The following is a 15,375-nucleotide window of genomic DNA, read 5'->3' on the forward strand; positions in this document are numbered from 1 at the left end:
GCTCCTCCACAAGCGGTGGGGAGCGTGCGTGATTGAGGGCGTGGACATCGAGGGCTAGGCGGGAGAACCCTCGAGTACTCGTGGCTCGGCGTGAGTGTCCTCGAGGGGGTCAGCGTCGGCATTCGGGTTGCCCTTGCCCTCCGGCAGCATCAACCCGATGAGCGTGGCGAGGACGAGGAACCCGGCTCCCACCCACACGGCTGGGATGGCCGCATCGGTGTAACCCGTGGGCGTGAACTCGCCACCCGCACCGGTGAAAACCGCGGCCAAGATCGCGATGCCCAACGCCACCCCTACCTCCCGGATCGTGGAGTTGGTTCCGGACGCCTTGGCCTGGTCCTCGCCCCTCATGTTGGCGAGCACTGCCGTCGACGAGGGCGCGAACACCAGCCCCATACCGATTCCAGCGAGCACGAAGCCGGGAACCATCGTGGCGTACGCAACGTCCGGACTCATGACGACGGCGAGCCAGGCGAGGCCCGCAGCTTGAAACGCGGTTCCGGCAACGATGAGGATGCGGGTGCCGACGCGAGGCGCGATGATTCCGCTCAGCGGAGCGACAATCAGTGGCATCAGGGTCCACGGCATGGTCATTACGCCCGCCTCGAGCGGTGACTTGCCCTGGACGACCTGCATGAACTGAATCAGGATGAAGACGGCGCCAAAGATGCCGATGCTGAACGTCAGGCCCACGCCATTGGCCGCCGAGAAACTCCGATCACGGAACAGTGCGAGGGGCAGCAGCGGGTCGCGGGTGCGTGACTCGAAGGCGACGAAGGCGATGAGGAGCAGGCTGCCGCCGATGAGTCCGGTGAGGACTTGCGGGCTGGTCCACCCCGCGTCGTTGCCTCGGACGATCCCAAAGACCACCCCGAATACTCCGATGCCGGCGAGCAACATTCCCACCACGTCGATGCGCTGGCGACGTCCATCCGCTGCGAGCCGTCCCTTGCTCTCCTCGAGCGCCCAGTAGGAGAACGGGATGGCCAGGATGCCGATCGGCACGTTGAGCCAGAAGATGGCGTGCCAGGTGAGCCCTTCAACGACCGCGCCGCCGATGAGCGGTCCAAGCGCGACGCCGAGCCCGGCCACGCCACCCCAGATGCCGATCGCGAGGTTGCGCTTGGCGGCCGGTACCGCTCCGGCGAGGAGCGCCAGTGAGAGTGGCATGACGGCGGCACCACCGGCGCCCTGCAGCGCTCGTGCGGCGATGAGCAGCTCGGGGGTGGTCGCCAGCGCGCACAGCGCGGATGCCACCGTAAAGAGTGCGATGCCGGCCACGAAGATGCGGCGACGGCCAAAGCGGTCGCCGAGCGCGACGGCCATCAGAATCATGCTCGCGAACGACAGCGAGTAGGCGTTGATGACCCACTGAAGCTGCTCGATGCTGGCATCAATGTCCTGCTTGATGACCGGGAGTGCATTGGTGACGACGAGGTTGTCGAGCGTGGCCATGAACATCGGCAGCGATGCTGCGGCAATGATCAGGCCCAGCGGCTTGCGGGAGGTAGTACTCATTCTCGATCCTTTGTGACTGTCCAGCGTTCCGAGTATCGACCCGAATGGGCCAACGCGACGATCGGTTGGCCGTCGCTGTAGTAATCAGTTGATTACAACTATTGGTCACCGTAGTAATAACTTGATAACCTGTCAACATGAACGTCGCCAAGGATTCTGCAGCCCCTCATCCGCGGCTCAGCAATGAGGACCGGCGCGAACAGATTATGCAGGCCGCCTCCGTGGTGTTTGCCGAGCGGGGGTACGCCGGCGGCACGACCGATGCCGTGGCGAAGCAGGCGGGTATTTCGCAGGCGTACGTAGTGCGCATGTTCGGATCGAAGGAGCAACTCTTCGTCGAGGTTGCCAAACGCGCCGCGGATCGGGTCGCCGCCGGCTTTCGCTCCGCGATCGCCGAGTTCGCAGGCAACGAGACGGCTCACGAGAAGCAGGCCATCCTGGGCAAGGTCTACGCGGATCTCGTGGCCGATCGCGGCATTCTGCTGGTACTCATGCACCTCTTCACCATGGGGCATGACCCGACCTTCGGTCCCAATTCGCGGGAGTGCTTCCTGCGCATCTACCGCCTGGTACGGGACGATGCGGGAATGGGCCCCGGCGAGGCGACCCAGTTCATGGCGCAGGGCATGCTCGTGAACACCCTCCTTGCGATGCGCATCCCCGACGTGTTGGACGAGCAACCCGACGCCGCAGAACTCTTTGACTACTGCACCGGTGCTCAGACCGACGGCATCCTCGAGATGTATTGGCGACCCAACGGCGCATAGGCCTAGAGCCCCTAATCCTTGGGGGCTAGCGCCGCCAGCGCCTCACGGTTTGTGTCAAAGAACTGTGCGCCTTCGCTCAGGCCGAACAAGTCCAGCCGCTCACGCGCATCGTCGCGCGTGCGGCTGTAACTCAGTTCTATGTCGCGATCCTTGAGCCACTCGATGAGGGACTCGAAGGATTCGGCGCCAGTGACATCCAGGTCCGTGACTGCCTCCATGTCGATCACCACGTGACGTAACTGGCCCGTGGGCTCGGATTCGGCCGCACGTTTGACGGCGTCCGCAAAGACGGGGCCGTTGGCGAAGAACAGCGGCGCGGCCAGTCGAATCACCACGATCCCCGGCGCCGTGGATGATCCCCTTGGCGCGTCGTCGAGCAGAGAATCCTTGGGGTTGCCATCGGTCTCCAAGACATCGATGGCGGGGCGTGAGGCGCGCCCGGCGAGGTTGACGAGGGCGAGGACAAACGCCACCAGAATTCCGGCGATCGCCCCGATCAGCAGCGTCGCCAGAAAGCAAGCAGCGCCCACCAGAAACTCGAATCGGTCAACGCGCCACAGCATGCGGAAGTCAGCCACCCCGAGCAGCGAAACGATTGCCACCGCAACGATGGCGCCGATCGCGGGCGAAGGGATGTCCGCCAGAATCGCGGTACCAAAGATGAGGAGCAGGAGGGTTCCGACGGCTGTCACGATCGCGGGAAATTGAGTGCGAGAGCCGGCCTGATCCATCGCGGCCGTTCGGCTGGTGGAGGCACCCACCGCGAAACCGCCGCTGACTCCGGCGGCGACGTTGCCGAGGCCGAGTGCCATCAGATCACGATTGGGCTTGAGGGGGTAGCCGCGCTTCTCCGCGTAGGAACGTGCGACGAGCAGGCCCTCCGCGGTCGTCACCATCGTCAGTGCCATGGCAGAGGCGACTAAGCTCAGCCATTGCTGAACGGTGAGAGACGGCCATGTCAGCGAGGGCGGGCCCGCCTCCACCTCGCCTAGGACGGCCACTCCCTGATCCGCGAGATTCGCCACCACCACCACGATCGTGGACCCGATGAGAACCACCAGTGCCCACGGGACCGCGCGAGCGAAGCGCTTGCCAAGCAAAAGCACCCCCACACTGGCAAGAGAAATGAGGACTGACCAACCGTGAACGGAGTTGAGCCCCTCCGCCAGTTGGATGACCTTCTCGACGAACTCCGCGCCGGAGTCGATCTTCACTCCGAGCATCTTTGCGATCTGGCTGACCATGATGTCCAGTGCCAAGCCGGCCACAAACCCCACCAGGATGGGTTTGGACAGAAAGTTGGCGAGAAATCCCAACTTGAACACGGCGAGAAGGAGGAACATCACTCCGCTGATGATCGCCTGGGCAAGCGCGAGCGAGGTGTAGTCGTCGGACCCGGCGACGGCGAGTCCGCCGATGGACGATGCCACCAGTGCGGCTGCGGCCGCATCAGGAGAGGCGACAACCTGCCTGCTGGATACGGTGAAGACATAGATGATCGACGGCAGCACGAGCGCGTACAGTCCCGCCGTCGGAGGCAGTCCGGCTATTTGCGCGTAGCCAATATTCAGGGGAATGGCGATGGCGAGCAGAGTGACGCCAGCGGTGGACTCCCGAACAAGATTCGAGCGGGTGAGGCCGGGGATGAGTCGAGTCATCACGCGAGTCGGCCTACTTCCCTAGTGCGGTTCGGATGCTTCCGACACTATCGGACTGCTCGGGAACTGGGACGGTTAGTCAATAAAGTTCATCGTGACGGAGGTTCCGCTGCCCTCGCCCGACTCGACCGTGAGAGTGCCGCCGTGGGCTTCGACAATCGCTGAAGTGATGGCGAGTCCGAGTCCGGCTCCTCCGGTTGCACGGGTGCGCGAGTGGTCGCCACGCACAAACCGCTCCGTCGCACGGGCTGCCACGGACGGCGTCATGCCAGGTCCATCGTCGGAGACGGCGAGCTGAGCACCGCCGGTGGCAGCCGTCACCGTCACCGTGACATTGGTGCCGCCGTGCTCCGCGGCGTTGGCCACCACGTTGATGAGCGCCTGGCGGAGCTTGTCCGCATCCCCGTGAGTGTGCACGCTGCCCGTCGCATCGACCCGGAAGGAGTTGTCGGGATGAGCCGTCGATGCGTCAGCCACCACCTCACTGGCGAGTGCTTCCAAGTCGACATCCACTCGATTGAGAACGGGTTCAGCGTCGTACTTCGCGAGCTCCAGCATGTCCGCGACCAGACGACGCATGCGGCCCGCCTCGGCCTCGGTGCGAGACCAGGCATCCGCGGCGTCGGCCTTCTTGCTCAGCGCGCCGCGCCGGTAAAGCTCGGAGTAGCCCAAGATCGTGGTGATGGGAGTACGCAACTCGTGGGACGCATCGGCGACAAACTCGCGCAACCGCGCCTCGGAGCGTTCGCGCTCCGTGAGGGAGGCGGTCAGGGTGCCGATCATGGCGTTCAGACTGTCCGCGAGTTGCGCGGTCTCCGTTGAGCCGCCGGCGCCGTCGAGGCGCACATCCAGGTCGCCCTCGGCAATCCGTGAGGAGGCATCGACCATGCGACGCATGGGCGCGATGCCCAGCCGAATGACCCACCACGCGACGAGGCCGAGGCCCGCCAGCATGGCCGCAATGCCGATGGTCTCAATCAGGACGAGACGCTGCGTGGCGGAGGACACGTCGGCGAGGGACAGCGCGGTGATGTCCCAGCCGCGCGGGGTGGCGCGGGCGTAGACGCGGAAGTCGTCACCTCCGGCGGTGGAGGGCGCGTTCAGGTAGGTGTTTCCCTGTGTGGGCAGGTCGTCAACGTCCAGGATCGGCGCGCCGGAGTCCTCGTCGCCCACATTGGGGGCGAAGAACACCGTCACCTCGCCGGAGGGGTCGACCCACGCGCGCAGAACATCCGAGGGGCGCGAGTTCTCATCGCCGGGACCCCCAGCGGGCAACTGTGGGCGTTGCTCCTGATTGCCGCCAAGGGGCGCTGCCCCTGCGAACGAGGCCAGGCGGTCGTCTAGTTGACGCACCAGGAAGCTGTGCGTGGTCGCGGTCACGACACAGGCGACAAGGACGGCAATGGCCGCGATGGCCGAGAAGCCAATGAGCACGCGTGTGCGCAAGGACAGCCGTGCGGGCGTGCCGGTGCCGGGAAAAGTCATGATGTCCTGAGCGTGTAACCGACGCCGCGGATGGTGTGGATGAGGGTCGGCTCGACACGATCGACCTTGCGCCGCAGGTAACCGATGTAGGTCTCGACCACCCCGGCATCGTCATCCGGGGCGTAGCCCCAGACGTTCTCAAGTAGTTGGCCGCGGCTCATCACGCGCCCCACGTTCTGCATGAGGTACCGCAGCAGGTTGTACTCGGTGGGCGACAGTGCCACCTCGACGCCGCCGCGGGAAACCCGGTGAGAGACGTCGTCGAGCTCGAGATCCGCCACCTTGTAGACGTCGGCTGCGCTGGGCTCGCGCTCCACGCGGCGCGACACCGCCTCGACACGTGCCACGAGTTCGTCGAGCGCGAAGGGCTTCTGAACATAGTCGTCGGCGCCAATGGTCAGGCCCTCGACCTTGTCCTTGGCGCTGTCGCGCGCGGTGAGGAAGATGATGGGCGTGCGGTCGCCGGCCTCGCGCAGGCGCCTGCACATGGCGAAGCCGTCGACGTTGGGCATCATCACGTCGAGCACGATCAGGTCCGGGTGGCCGTCGCGAACCGCCTTGAGTCCTTCCGCCCCGTCGGAGGCGGCGGACACCTCGTAGCCCTCGTAGCGGAGGGCTGCGACGAGCATCGTCCGGAGGTTGTCTTCGTCGTCTACGACGAGTATGTGGCGTGGTGACATGACCCCAGTTTCACACCTCAGCCTGAGGATTTGCTGGGAATTCGCCGCCAAGCGGCGCAGAGCTCACTCCCGATGAACTCTGTGGACGCTCTCAGGTAGTTCCCAGGTACCCGCGGTGTCATTAATACATCAACGGCATTCGGCGCCCGCCAAAGCGCTGCAGTCACTATCGAAAAGGATCCTCATGTCAGCCTTCGCCTTCATCGCAGCGGACCTCGTCGCCATTCTCATCTTGGTGTTCGGCCTTTACTTCCCGCGCCACCGGCGCCGCGACATGCTCGTCGCCTTTCTGTCCATCAACGTGGGCGTCATGGGCGTCACGTATGCCATGTCCACCTCGGACCTATCGCTCGGGTTCGGACTCGGCATCTTCGCCGTGCTGTCCATCATCCGGCTGCGCTCCACGGAGATGGGGCACGCCGAGATCGCCTACTACTTCACCGCCATCGCGATTGGTCTCCTCGGTGGGTTCCCCTCCGTTTCACCGGCCATTAGTTTCACGCTGATGGGCGTGCTCATCGCGGTCATCGCCGTGGGTGACCATCCCAAGCTGTTCGGTCGCACGCGTCAGCAGATGATGGTGCTCGACCAGGCCTTCACCGATGAGGACAAGGCCCGCGACCTGCTGGCGACGATGCTCCACGCCACCATTCACCGTGTGGAGATCCGCAAGGTTGACCTCGTGACGGACACCACCATCTGTGATGTGCGTTTCACGCGGCTGCCCGCAGTTGCCAAGACGTCACGCGCCGATGCTGACTTGGGTCAGGCCCGATCCGTCACCCGTGACGCCATGACGGTAGGCGCACGATGACCGCCCTCGTCACGAGGTCCGCTTGGGCGGCCACGGTGGCGGACCTTGACCCCATCTCGCTCGAGTCGCTCAATGAGCAGGCAGCCCTGCAGACCCGTGTGGACCGCAAGTACATCGTCCCCGCAGACCAGTGGGCCACCGTATTCGCGTCGCTCGGCCAAGGGTTCAGGGTGCTCGAGGTGGACGGCCGCCGCGGCTTTGGCTACGAGTCCGACTACTTCGACACCGCCGACCTCGCCGCGTATCACGACGCTGCGCGCCGTCGTCCTCGCCGTTACAAGGTGCGGACTCGTCACTACCTCGACTCCGGCCTCAGCGCTATTGAGGTCAAACTGCGCAGCGCGCGTGGCGAGACCGTCAAGCATCGCGAGTGGCTTCCGCAGGAGGCCGCACGCAGCGTAAACCTGACGTTTGAGTCGCGGGTGTTCGTGGGCTCGTTTGACCAGATCGGTCACGACGTGGATCTACTCACTCGCGTACTCACCACGTCATATGAACGCACCACGCTGACCGGCGATGATGCCCGCATCACCGTCGACAGCTCCGTGAGTGCCACCGCCGCAGGCGGGGCACAGACCGGATTTGGCAGCGCGCTCATCGTCGAGACCAAGTCCGCGTCGCGGGCCGGCTCGGTCGACCGCGCGCTGTGGGCGCACGGCATTCGCCCCGCACGCGTCAGCAAGTACTGCACGTCACTCGCGGCCCTGCGCCCCGAGCTTCCCTCCAACCGGTGGGCGCGAACCTTGCGCCGCCACATCGTCGACGCTCCGGCCACTCCGGCCGCCTTCTAGAACGGACCTTCTCATGAAAAACCCTGTGCTCGTCTTTACCGGCCTCGCTATGACCGGCGCCCTCGTCCTCACCGGCTGCTCCACTGAAGCGGAGGACACGACCGCCGGCGGTGCCGCCACCAGCACGTCTATCCAGGACGTTGCTGACACCTCTGCCCAGACCGTTGGCACGATGTCGAGTGACGGCGAGGTTCAGTACGACGACCTCGACATCAAGGAGATGGATACCTCGGTGGACGCCTCCACTGCCGTCAAGGTGACGTTGGCGGACGGCGCGTCCTCAGGTGACTCCGGGGTGAGTGTTGACGGCAACATCGTCACCATCACCTCCGGCGGAACCTACCAGCTCAGTGGCTCACTGACTGCAGGCAGCATCGTGGTCGACGCTCCCGAGGAGGATGTCACCGTGATCCTCGACGGCGTGGACGTCACTGCGGCCGGGGTCGGCGCTTTCACTGTCGTGGAGGCCAAGAATGTGGTGGTTTATCTCGCCGACGGCTCCGAGAACTCGCTGTCCGACGCGCATGGCGCGGCGGTGGACGAAAACGACGACGACGCCCCGAACGCGGCCGTCTTCTCGACCGCGGACCTGTGGGTCGCGGGGACGGGATCGTTGAGCGTCACGGGCGTCAACGATGGCATCACCTCCAAGGACTCGCTCGTCATTGCTTCTGGCTCCGTCTCGGTCACCGCAGGTGACGACGGAGTGCGCGGCAAGGATCACCTCGTGATTCGCGATGGCTCACTGACGGTGGATGCGGGAGGAGATGCGCTCAAGTCCGACAACGAGGGCAAGAGCGATGACCCCACCGCGGTCGTGGGCGTGATCTGGATCGACGGCGGCATCATTGACCTGAAGGCCGGCTCCGACGCGGCCGATGCCGCCCGACAAGTCACCATCAACGGCGGCGACCTGACCATTGCCGCCGACGACGATGGGCTGCATTCCGATGGTGTTCTGCGCATTGACGGCGGCACGGTGAAGATCTCCGAGAGCTACGAGGGCATCGAGGGGGCGTACATGTATCTCTCCGGCGGTGACGTCGTTGTGGTCGCCAGCGATGACGGCATCAACGTCTCCGGCGGCACTGACTCGACGGCCGATGCCACGGCAGAGTCCGTCGCCGATGCTGCCGGCGCCGGTCAGGCGCCCGGCGGAGACTTGCCCGGCGGTGACGTGCCCGCCAACGATGCGCGCCCCGAGGGCATGCCTCAGCGAGGCGGCATGCCTGGCGATGGCACGCGTCCCGAACGCCCCGGTGGCGACTCCGCACTGCCTGGCGACCCGGGCCAGGCGACGAGCGGCTCCGGCTCGGGAGACCCCCGTGCAGCAGTCACCGTCGCGACCGACCTGAGCTCGGTGACCGTGTCTGCGCTCGAGGACGGCGGCTTTGGTGGACCCGCTGAGGGTGACAACGGGGACCGCTTCCTCGAGATCAGTGGGGGCACCTATGTCATCGACACCCAGAGCGACGGCATCGACGTCAACGGCTCAATGACCATGTCCGGTGGTGTGGTGGTGATCTCCAGCACCTCAGACAACGATCAGGGCGCACTCGACGTCGATGACGCCTTCACCATCACCGGTGGAACGCTCGCGGCCAACGGTGCGGCGGGGATGGCAGTGGGGCCCGAGGCCGGCGGTCAGGGCTCGCTGGGAATCATCTTCGATATGGCTCTGCCAGCGGAGACGGTCATCACCATCTCGGACGGTTCTGGAAACCCCGTGGGCTCCTTCACGACCACCAAGGTCTCACAGTCGCTGGTGTTCTCAACCGACCAGATCGTCGCGGGAGATGACTACACCGTGACCGTTGGCGGAAGCGCCACCGGCGACAGCATCGGCGGCTTGACCGTTGATGGCTCGGTCTCCGGCGGCGATGCCATCGGCACCATCACGGCCGAATAAGGCGGTGACTGCCCAGTAGAACGTGGAGCGTCGGCCGTAGGCCGAGCGGCCCGCCCGCCGGTCGGCCGTCCCCCCCACGGCCGGCGCTCCTCGAACACGTGGCCACCGAAGGGTTCCGTTTCCTGCCAGAGCGGAGGTCTTCGGTGGCCACACTCGTGTCCGGCTGGCGTCACCCGCGCGCCCACGTCGGTTGCGCGCCCGTCGCTCGTAGGCTGGCACGCATGGCAGTGAATCCGAGCCGGCGCGCGCGTCAGTCGCGTAAGCGCGCGCGTCGCGTCGCCGCCGCGGACAACGACCTCACCCCCGCCCAGTGGGCGCAAATTCTGGATGCCTGGGGCGGTTGCGCGTATTGCGGGGCGGGACCCACGGACGATGCGGTACTTCAGCGAGACTGCGTGCTGCCCATCTCCCGCGGGGGCCGCTACACCGTAGACAACGTGGTGCCGGCCTGTCGCTCGTGTAACGCGAGCAAATGCAACGAGGAAGTGACGCACTGGTTGCGCCGTAAGCGCCTCGATGAGAGCGCGTTCCTCGTGAAGCTCTACGAAGTGAACGCCACGTTGCGACCGCGGGCCCTCACGAACCCCAGCCAGCCCGTCTCCGAGCCCACCACGGAGACAGCCGCACCGATCAGCTCCACCGCCGTGTCTGATTTCCGCTAGCGCCCAGCCGCGGTCGCAGGGCACAGTGGTGGCATGACCACCGCGCCGCTGGACTTCGACACGTGCTACTCGGCAGTGGCGTCCCTCGACAAGCGCTTTGACGGCCAGTTCATCACGGCCGTCCGCTCGACCGGCATCTACTGCCGCCCCAGCTGCCCGGCGCGGACGCCAAAGCCAAGCAACTGCACGTTCTACCGCACGTCCGCCGCTGCCCACGCCGCGGGCTATCGCGCCTGCAAGCGTTGCCTGCCGGAGGCGGTTCCCGGTAGCTCCGAGTGGAATATGCGCGAGGACGTGGCCGCGCGTGCGATGCGACTCATCACGGACGGGACCGTGGACCGGGAAGGCGTCACCGGACTTGCCAGCAGGCTGGGCTATTCGGAGCGGCAGCTCGGGCGCATCCTGACCGAGGAGCTGGGGGCCGGCCCTCTTCAGCTTGCCCGTGCCCAACGTGCTCAAAGCGCGCGACAGCTGCTGGTGTCCACCCCGATGCAGGCCAGTGAGGTTGCCTTCGCCGCCGGCTTCGCGAGCATCCGCCAGTTTAACGACACCATCGGCGAGGTGTTCGGCATGACGCCCACGGAGCTGCGCGGACGGGCACGCCTCAGCGAGCAACCGACCACACGCAACGTCCGCACCCTTGATCGACCGAGAGCTGGCGCGATCGCGCTCAAGCTGCGCACGCGGGAGCCATTCAATGGTGTGGATGTTCTGAGGTGGCTGGAAAGGCGCGCCGTCGCGGGACTCGAGCTGGTGGAGCACGGCGACAACGGCGACCACGACATCGCGTACACCCGAACCGTGCGGCTGGCACGGGGGGCGGCGGTGATGACGGTTCGCGTGGAGGCGGGTGCGGTCCTCCTCACCGCGTCCCTCGAGCACCTCGACGACCTTCCCTCGCTGATCTCCCGCACCCGCAGACTGTTCGACCTGGACGCTGACCCGCTCGCAATCGACGAGGCTCTGGCGCGTGACCCGCGCCTCGCCCCGTCCATCGCGGCCCACCCCGGTACACGGATTCCCGGATCCATGGGCGCGACGGAGATGGCCGTTCGTGCGATCGTCGGCCAGCAGGTCTCGGTGGCCGCGGCCCGCACTGCCACGGAGCGCCTCGTGGCAACGGTGGGCGAGCCGCTGCCGCCAGCACTCGACAGCCTGGGTGTCGACACGCTCTTTCCCGCCGCCGATGCGCTCGCCGAGTCCGCGGTCGATGTCTTGACCGGTCAGCTCGCCCGCCGCGAGACTGTGGCCCGCCTCGCGCGCCACATCGCCGCCGGCTCCCTTCCGTTGGACGTGTCCCAGACCCGCGCGGACCTGACGGGAGCGCTGGAGGCGCTACGCGGCATCGGCCCGTGGACGTCGAACTACCTCGCCCTGCGACTGCTCGGTAGCCCCGACGTCCTGCTCACCGGTGACTCGGCGGTGCGCGCCGGCGCGGCCGCGCTCGGCCTGCCGTCAAAGCCAACTGACCTGGCCGATTCCGTGGCGGCTTTCGCGCCCTGGCGCAGCTACCTGATGACTCACCTGTGGCGCGCCGCGTCACTCCAGCGGAAGGACTCCTGATGCACGCATACGAGATTGTCGACACACCCGACGGGCCGTTCACCGTCATCGAACGACCCGATGGCGTGGTCGTGGCCGCGGGCTGGTCGGCCGACCCCGCCGCCGTCGCGAGCCGTTCCCGAATCAAACCGGGCGACATCGCCGCCCGAACCACGGCATCGGCCGATGCCGTACGAGCCTGGTACGCGGGTGACACACACGCTCTCGACGCGATCACCGTGGAGCAGTCGGGCACCGCGTTTCAGTCGCGGGTGTGGGCGGCGCTGCGTGAGATACCGGCAGGCGAGGTGCGCCGGTACGGCGAGGTAGCCGAGTCCCTCGGCACCACGGGCGCGAGCCGCGCGGTCGGTGCCGCGTGCGGGCGCAACGCCGTCGCGCTGTTCGTGCCGTGCCACAGGGTGGTAGGCGCGAGCGGCAAGCTCACGGGATTCGCGTGGGGAGTCGACGTGAAGCGATCTCTTCTCACGCGCGAGGGCTCGGTCTTATAGTCAGAGGAGAGCGGTCCGGTGGGTCGCCGCAACCACGAGACGGGGGTCACGAGAGATGCAGGTACAGAGCAGGTTCGTTCCGCAGCGGGACATGGCCGTCATTGGCCGAGAGGTCCTCCAGCCCGAGCTAGAAGGCTTCATCCGCTGGGCTTTCACCGAGATATTTGACCGCCTCGCCGATGCCGGATATCGGACCAACGGCACCACGCGCGACGAACCAACGTACGTCATCTTTCATGGGCCGGTGACGCCGGATCAGAGCGCGCTCGTGGAGGTATGTGTTCCATTCGTGGGCAACGTCGAGGATCAGGGCGAGATCACCACCAAGACCGAGCCGGAACACCACGAGGCCTACCTGACGGTGACCAAGGCCGGGCTCGACTTTCCCGCCATTCTGGAGTCGTACGATGCCGTGGCGGCCTGGGTCAACGAGCACGGCGAGATGCTGGAGGAGTTGCCGAGTCGCGAGGTCTACGTCACCGAGGTTCCGCAGGCGGGTCCGGACGATGAGGTGTGCGACATCACGTTCCCTTACCGGCCGGCGGACTAAAAGTCGGGCTTGGGGGGTTGCTTCCTCTAATAGGCTCGACCCAACGCACCACCGCGAACTCTACGAGGAGCAACCATGACTGACGCCAAGCACCCCACGATCACCCGCGACGCGAACGGCGCTCCCGCCGTTGACTTCGCCGGCGCCGAGCAGGTCGAGGGCCTGGCCGTCGTCGTCCTTGAGTCCGGTACAGGGGACGCTGTCATCGAGGGCCAGTCCATCACGGTCCATTACACGGGCTGGCTGTGGGACGGCAACAAGTTCGACTCGTCGTGGGACCGCGGCGAGCCCATCTCGTTCGGCATCGCGCGCGGGTCGCTCATCGATGGCTGGGTGGAGGGCATCGTCGGACAGCCCGTCGGCTCCAAACTACTGCTCGTGGTGCCCCCAGAGTTGGGCTACGGCTTCAGCGACATGGGTCCCATCCCCGCGGGATCGACGCTGGTCTTCGCAGTCGACGTCCTCGCCGCCAACTAGCGGCCGGCGACCAGCAGGCTCGCGAACGCCTGGGCGGCCGGCGCGGCATCGAGCGGCACGCTCAGGAACACCTCCCGGTAGCTCGCGGGCTTAGTGCGCGCGGTCACGATGCCGGGAACGGCCGGGCTGGCGCCGAGTGCCATGCTGGGCAAGATCGCGACGCCTAGGCCCTCGGCGATGAGCTTTTGCACCGTGACGTAGTCCTCCGTAACGAAGGCTACGTCGGGGCTGAAGCCAGCATCGGCCGCGTGGGCGGTGAGGTGAGCGCGGCAACGCGAGCAGCCGGAGATCCACCGCTCGCCGGCCAGTTCGGCGATGTCCACGCGTTTGCGCTTGGCCTGCTCGTGCGAGTCCGGCAGCACCACGAGGTACTCGTCGCGGTCGAGCGGGCGAACCGGCACGTCGGTGGGCGGTGGTGTGGCGTTGTCCGCAAAGCCAATGACGAGGTCCGCATCCCCGGCACGCATGAGGGCGAGGGCGTCGTCAGTCTCGGTCTCGACTAGGCCCACCTCGATGCCCGGATACGTGCGTGCGAACTGTGCGAGTGGCCCAGGCAGCACCCCCGCGCAGTACGACTGGAAGGCCGCGATTCGTAGTCGTCCTACGTTCAGATCCGCGTGCCGGTGAAGCGTGCGCTCGGCGCCCTCAAGGCTCGCGGCGATCACGTTGGCGTGTTCGAGCAGGGCCTCGCCAGCGGAGGTCAACTTGGTAAACCTGCCAACCCGCCTGGTCAGCGGCACGCCGGCCCGTCGCTCGAGCGCGTTGAGGTGGTGTGCGACGGTAGGCTCGCTCAGTCCCATGGCGCGCGCCGCGGCTGCCTTGGAGCCGGCGCGGGCAACCTCGCGGAGAATGAGAAGGCGTTCGACGTCTATCATGAGACCATCATGCCATCGAGGTCTAGGTGTTGACAACCTCATCTTGTGCGGGTCTGTGAACTGACGGAAAATTGTTGACATGCTGAACACGACGATTTCCGCCAGTTTCCCGCACATCCCGGGCTACCTCGACACGGCCTCCTACGGGCTTCCCGCGCACGCCACCTCGGCCGCGTTGGCCCGCGCGGCTCACGACTGGTCGCTCGCCAAGACGGACCCCTACGCGCTCGATGCCACCGTTGACCGCATGCGTGACGCATACGCGACCATCGTGGGCGCGCAGCCCACGGATGTGGCACTTGGGGGATCCGTCTCTCAGATGGTGGGCATGGTCGCCGCGTCCTTGCCCGATGGCGCCCGCGTCCTTGCCGTGGAGCGCGACTTCTCCTCCGTCGTCTACCCGTTCCTCGCGGACCCGCGCCTGAATGTCACCCTGGTGCCGCTTGAGAGCCTGGTCGACGAGATCCGCCCGGGGGTGGACCTCGTCGCGGTCAGCGCCGCGCAGTCGTGCGATGGTCGGGTCGTCGACCTGACCGCACTCGCGATGGCCGCCCACTCCGCAGGAGTGAAGACCTTGATCGACGTGAGTCAGTCCTCCGGCTGGCTCCCCATTCATGCGCGCGACTTCGACGTGGTTGTCGCTGGCGCCTATAAGTGGCTGACCTGCCCGCGCGGCATCGCGCTCGCGGCCATCCACCCCAAGGCCACCTGGATCCGACCCGTGTGCGCCAGCTGGTACGGCTCGGATGACCCGTGGGGCTCGCTCTATGGTCCCGATCTCAAGCTCAGCACGCTGGGCCGACGCCTCGACACCTCGCCCCCGTGGCAGCTCGTCGAGGCTGGTGCCGTGGCGCTGGAGACCCTAGCCGCGCAGGACATCCACGCGTCGTACACCTACTGCACGGGCCTGGCCAACGACCTGCGTGCCGAGTTGGGGATGCCCGCGAGCAACAGCGCGATCCTGTCAGTGACCGGTGTCGACGCCCAGGCACTCGCCGATGCCGGGGTCAGGGCCTCCGCCCGTGACGGACGGGCACGCATGAGTTTCTACATCTACAACGATGCAGCGGATGTCGACCTCGCCGCTCGCACGCTCGCGAAGACTGCGCTGCAGCACGCCTAGGTCGCCCGCCCGCCC

15 protein-coding genes are annotated in these 15,375 nt (G+C 66.4%); 10 read left to right on the forward strand and 5 right to left on the reverse strand.

What is annotated here, in order from left to right; translation table 11 throughout:
- Window positions 1-54: 54 nt before the first annotated feature.
- Window positions 55-1,518, reverse strand: coding sequence for an MFS transporter (locus tag AOP73_RS04140; RefSeq protein WP_084626543.1), 1,464 nt, complete (start codon window positions 1,516-1,518; stop codon window positions 55-57).
- A 206-nt stretch (window positions 1,519-1,724) separates the two neighbouring features.
- Between AOP73_RS04140 and AOP73_RS04145 the strand changes: the two genes are divergently transcribed.
- Window positions 1,725-2,285 (forward strand): TetR/AcrR family transcriptional regulator, encoded by a 561-nt coding sequence (locus tag AOP73_RS04145; protein WP_061963329.1) that lies wholly within the window; start codon window positions 1,725-1,727, stop codon window positions 2,283-2,285.
- Window positions 2,286-2,296: 11 nt separating this feature from the next.
- Here AOP73_RS04145 and AOP73_RS04150 read toward each other — a convergent pair whose 3' ends face one another.
- The 3 genes from AOP73_RS04150 to AOP73_RS04160 all read right to left on the reverse strand — a co-directional run bounded on the left by AOP73_RS04150 (window position 2,297) and on the right by AOP73_RS04160 (window position 6,108).
- The gene (locus tag AOP73_RS04150) at window positions 2,297-3,943 is read right to left on the reverse strand and encodes a SulP family inorganic anion transporter (RefSeq protein ID WP_061963330.1); all 1,647 of its coding nucleotides are present in this window, start codon (window positions 3,941-3,943) and stop codon (window positions 2,297-2,299) included.
- Between the two features lie 75 nt (window positions 3,944-4,018).
- Window positions 4,019-5,428 (reverse strand): sensor histidine kinase, encoded by a 1,410-nt coding sequence (locus AOP73_RS04155; protein WP_061963331.1) that lies wholly within the window; start codon window positions 5,426-5,428, stop codon window positions 4,019-4,021.
- Complete coding sequence (locus AOP73_RS04160; RefSeq protein WP_061963332.1) at window positions 5,425-6,108, reverse strand: response regulator transcription factor; 684 nt, start codon at window positions 6,106-6,108, stop codon at window positions 5,425-5,427. Before AOP73_RS04160 ends, AOP73_RS04155 begins: the two co-directional genes overlap by 4 nt.
- A 184-nt stretch (window positions 6,109-6,292) precedes the next feature.
- Here AOP73_RS04160 and AOP73_RS04165 point away from each other — a divergent pair, with 184 nt between their 5' ends.
- From AOP73_RS04165 to AOP73_RS04200, 8 genes are all read left to right on the forward strand, one after another.
- The gene (locus AOP73_RS04165; protein WP_084626545.1) at window positions 6,293-6,922 is read left to right on the forward strand and encodes a DUF4956 domain-containing protein; all 630 of its coding nucleotides are present in this window, start codon (window positions 6,293-6,295) and stop codon (window positions 6,920-6,922) included.
- Window positions 6,919-7,713: a polyphosphate polymerase domain-containing protein gene (locus tag AOP73_RS04170; RefSeq protein ID WP_061963333.1), complete on the forward strand. Its 795-nt coding sequence runs from the start codon at window positions 6,919-6,921 to the stop codon at window positions 7,711-7,713. The genes AOP73_RS04165 and AOP73_RS04170 overlap by 4 nt, the downstream gene beginning before the upstream one ends.
- Before the next feature lie 13 nt (window positions 7,714-7,726).
- Window positions 7,727-9,622: a carbohydrate-binding domain-containing protein gene (locus tag AOP73_RS04175; protein WP_084626546.1), complete on the forward strand. Its 1,896-nt coding sequence runs from the start codon at window positions 7,727-7,729 to the stop codon at window positions 9,620-9,622.
- A 221-nt stretch (window positions 9,623-9,843) separates the two neighbouring features.
- Entirely contained in the window at window positions 9,844-10,284 is a 441-nt protein-coding gene (locus AOP73_RS04180; RefSeq protein ID WP_061963335.1) for an HNH endonuclease, read from the forward strand.
- Between the two features lie 33 nt (window positions 10,285-10,317).
- Complete coding sequence (locus AOP73_RS04185; protein WP_061963336.1) at window positions 10,318-11,847, forward strand: AlkA N-terminal domain-containing protein; 1,530 nt, start codon at window positions 10,318-10,320, stop codon at window positions 11,845-11,847.
- A complete protein-coding gene (locus tag AOP73_RS04190) occupies window positions 11,847-12,335 on the forward strand; it encodes a methylated-DNA--[protein]-cysteine S-methyltransferase (protein ID WP_061963337.1) in 489 nt (162 codons plus the stop codon). The genes AOP73_RS04185 and AOP73_RS04190 overlap by 1 nt, the downstream gene beginning before the upstream one ends.
- A gap of 55 nt (window positions 12,336-12,390) precedes the next feature.
- The gene (locus AOP73_RS04195) at window positions 12,391-12,885 is read left to right on the forward strand and encodes a GyrI-like domain-containing protein (RefSeq protein WP_084626547.1); all 495 of its coding nucleotides are present in this window, start codon (window positions 12,391-12,393) and stop codon (window positions 12,883-12,885) included.
- A 75-nt stretch (window positions 12,886-12,960) separates the two neighbouring features.
- Window positions 12,961-13,362 (forward strand): FKBP-type peptidyl-prolyl cis-trans isomerase, encoded by a 402-nt coding sequence (locus AOP73_RS04200; RefSeq protein WP_061963339.1) that lies wholly within the window; start codon window positions 12,961-12,963, stop codon window positions 13,360-13,362.
- On the opposite strand, the gene AOP73_RS04205 is transcribed toward AOP73_RS04200, so the two are convergent.
- Window positions 13,359-14,237, reverse strand: a complete 879-nt coding sequence (locus AOP73_RS04205; RefSeq protein ID WP_061963340.1) for a LysR family transcriptional regulator — start codon at window positions 14,235-14,237, stop codon at window positions 13,359-13,361. The two genes, AOP73_RS04200 and AOP73_RS04205, sit on opposite strands and share 4 nt — an antisense overlap.
- 79 nt (window positions 14,238-14,316) lie before the next feature.
- Between AOP73_RS04205 and AOP73_RS04210 the strand changes: the two genes are divergently transcribed.
- Window positions 14,317-15,360: an aminotransferase class V-fold PLP-dependent enzyme gene (locus AOP73_RS04210; protein WP_061963341.1), complete on the forward strand. Its 1,044-nt coding sequence runs from the start codon at window positions 14,317-14,319 to the stop codon at window positions 15,358-15,360.
- Window positions 15,361-15,375 lie beyond the last annotated feature (15 nt).

The sequence above is a fragment of the Demequina aurantiaca genome, assembly GCF_000975135.1.
Taxonomy (GTDB): Bacteria; Actinomycetota; Actinomycetes; order Actinomycetales; family Demequinaceae; genus Demequina; species Demequina aurantiaca.

What these genes read in the sequence shown, in the direction of transcription:
- AOP73_RS04140 (WP_084626543.1), bottom strand. Translation starts at nt 1,518, where the DNA reads ATGAGTACTACCTCCCGCAAGCCGCTGGGCCTGATCATTGCCGCAGCA.
- AOP73_RS04145 (WP_061963329.1), top strand. Translation starts at nt 1,725, where the DNA reads ATGCAGGCCGCCTCCGTGGTGTTTGCCGAGCGGGGGTACGCCGGCGGC.
- AOP73_RS04150 (WP_061963330.1), bottom strand. Translation starts at nt 3,943, where the DNA reads ATGACTCGACTCATCCCCGGCCTCACCCGCTCGAATCTTGTTCGGGAG.
- AOP73_RS04155 (WP_061963331.1), bottom strand. Translation starts at nt 5,428, where the DNA reads ATGACTTTTCCCGGCACCGGCACGCCCGCACGGCTGTCCTTGCGCACA.
- AOP73_RS04160 (WP_061963332.1), bottom strand. Translation starts at nt 6,108, where the DNA reads ATGTCACCACGCCACATACTCGTCGTAGACGACGAAGACAACCTCCGG.
- AOP73_RS04165 (WP_084626545.1), top strand. Translation starts at nt 6,293, where the DNA reads ATGTCAGCCTTCGCCTTCATCGCAGCGGACCTCGTCGCCATTCTCATC.
- AOP73_RS04170 (WP_061963333.1), top strand. Translation starts at nt 6,919, where the DNA reads ATGACCGCCCTCGTCACGAGGTCCGCTTGGGCGGCCACGGTGGCGGAC.
- AOP73_RS04175 (WP_084626546.1), top strand. Translation starts at nt 7,727, where the DNA reads ATGAAAAACCCTGTGCTCGTCTTTACCGGCCTCGCTATGACCGGCGCC.
- AOP73_RS04180 (WP_061963335.1), top strand. Translation starts at nt 9,844, where the DNA reads ATGGCAGTGAATCCGAGCCGGCGCGCGCGTCAGTCGCGTAAGCGCGCG.
- AOP73_RS04185 (WP_061963336.1), top strand. Translation starts at nt 10,318, where the DNA reads ATGACCACCGCGCCGCTGGACTTCGACACGTGCTACTCGGCAGTGGCG.
- AOP73_RS04190 (WP_061963337.1), top strand. Translation starts at nt 11,847, where the DNA reads ATGCACGCATACGAGATTGTCGACACACCCGACGGGCCGTTCACCGTC.
- AOP73_RS04195 (WP_084626547.1), top strand. Translation starts at nt 12,391, where the DNA reads ATGCAGGTACAGAGCAGGTTCGTTCCGCAGCGGGACATGGCCGTCATT.
- AOP73_RS04200 (WP_061963339.1), top strand. Translation starts at nt 12,961, where the DNA reads ATGACTGACGCCAAGCACCCCACGATCACCCGCGACGCGAACGGCGCT.
- AOP73_RS04205 (WP_061963340.1), bottom strand. Translation starts at nt 14,237, where the DNA reads ATGATAGACGTCGAACGCCTTCTCATTCTCCGCGAGGTTGCCCGCGCC.
- AOP73_RS04210 (WP_061963341.1), top strand. Translation starts at nt 14,317, where the DNA reads ATGCTGAACACGACGATTTCCGCCAGTTTCCCGCACATCCCGGGCTAC.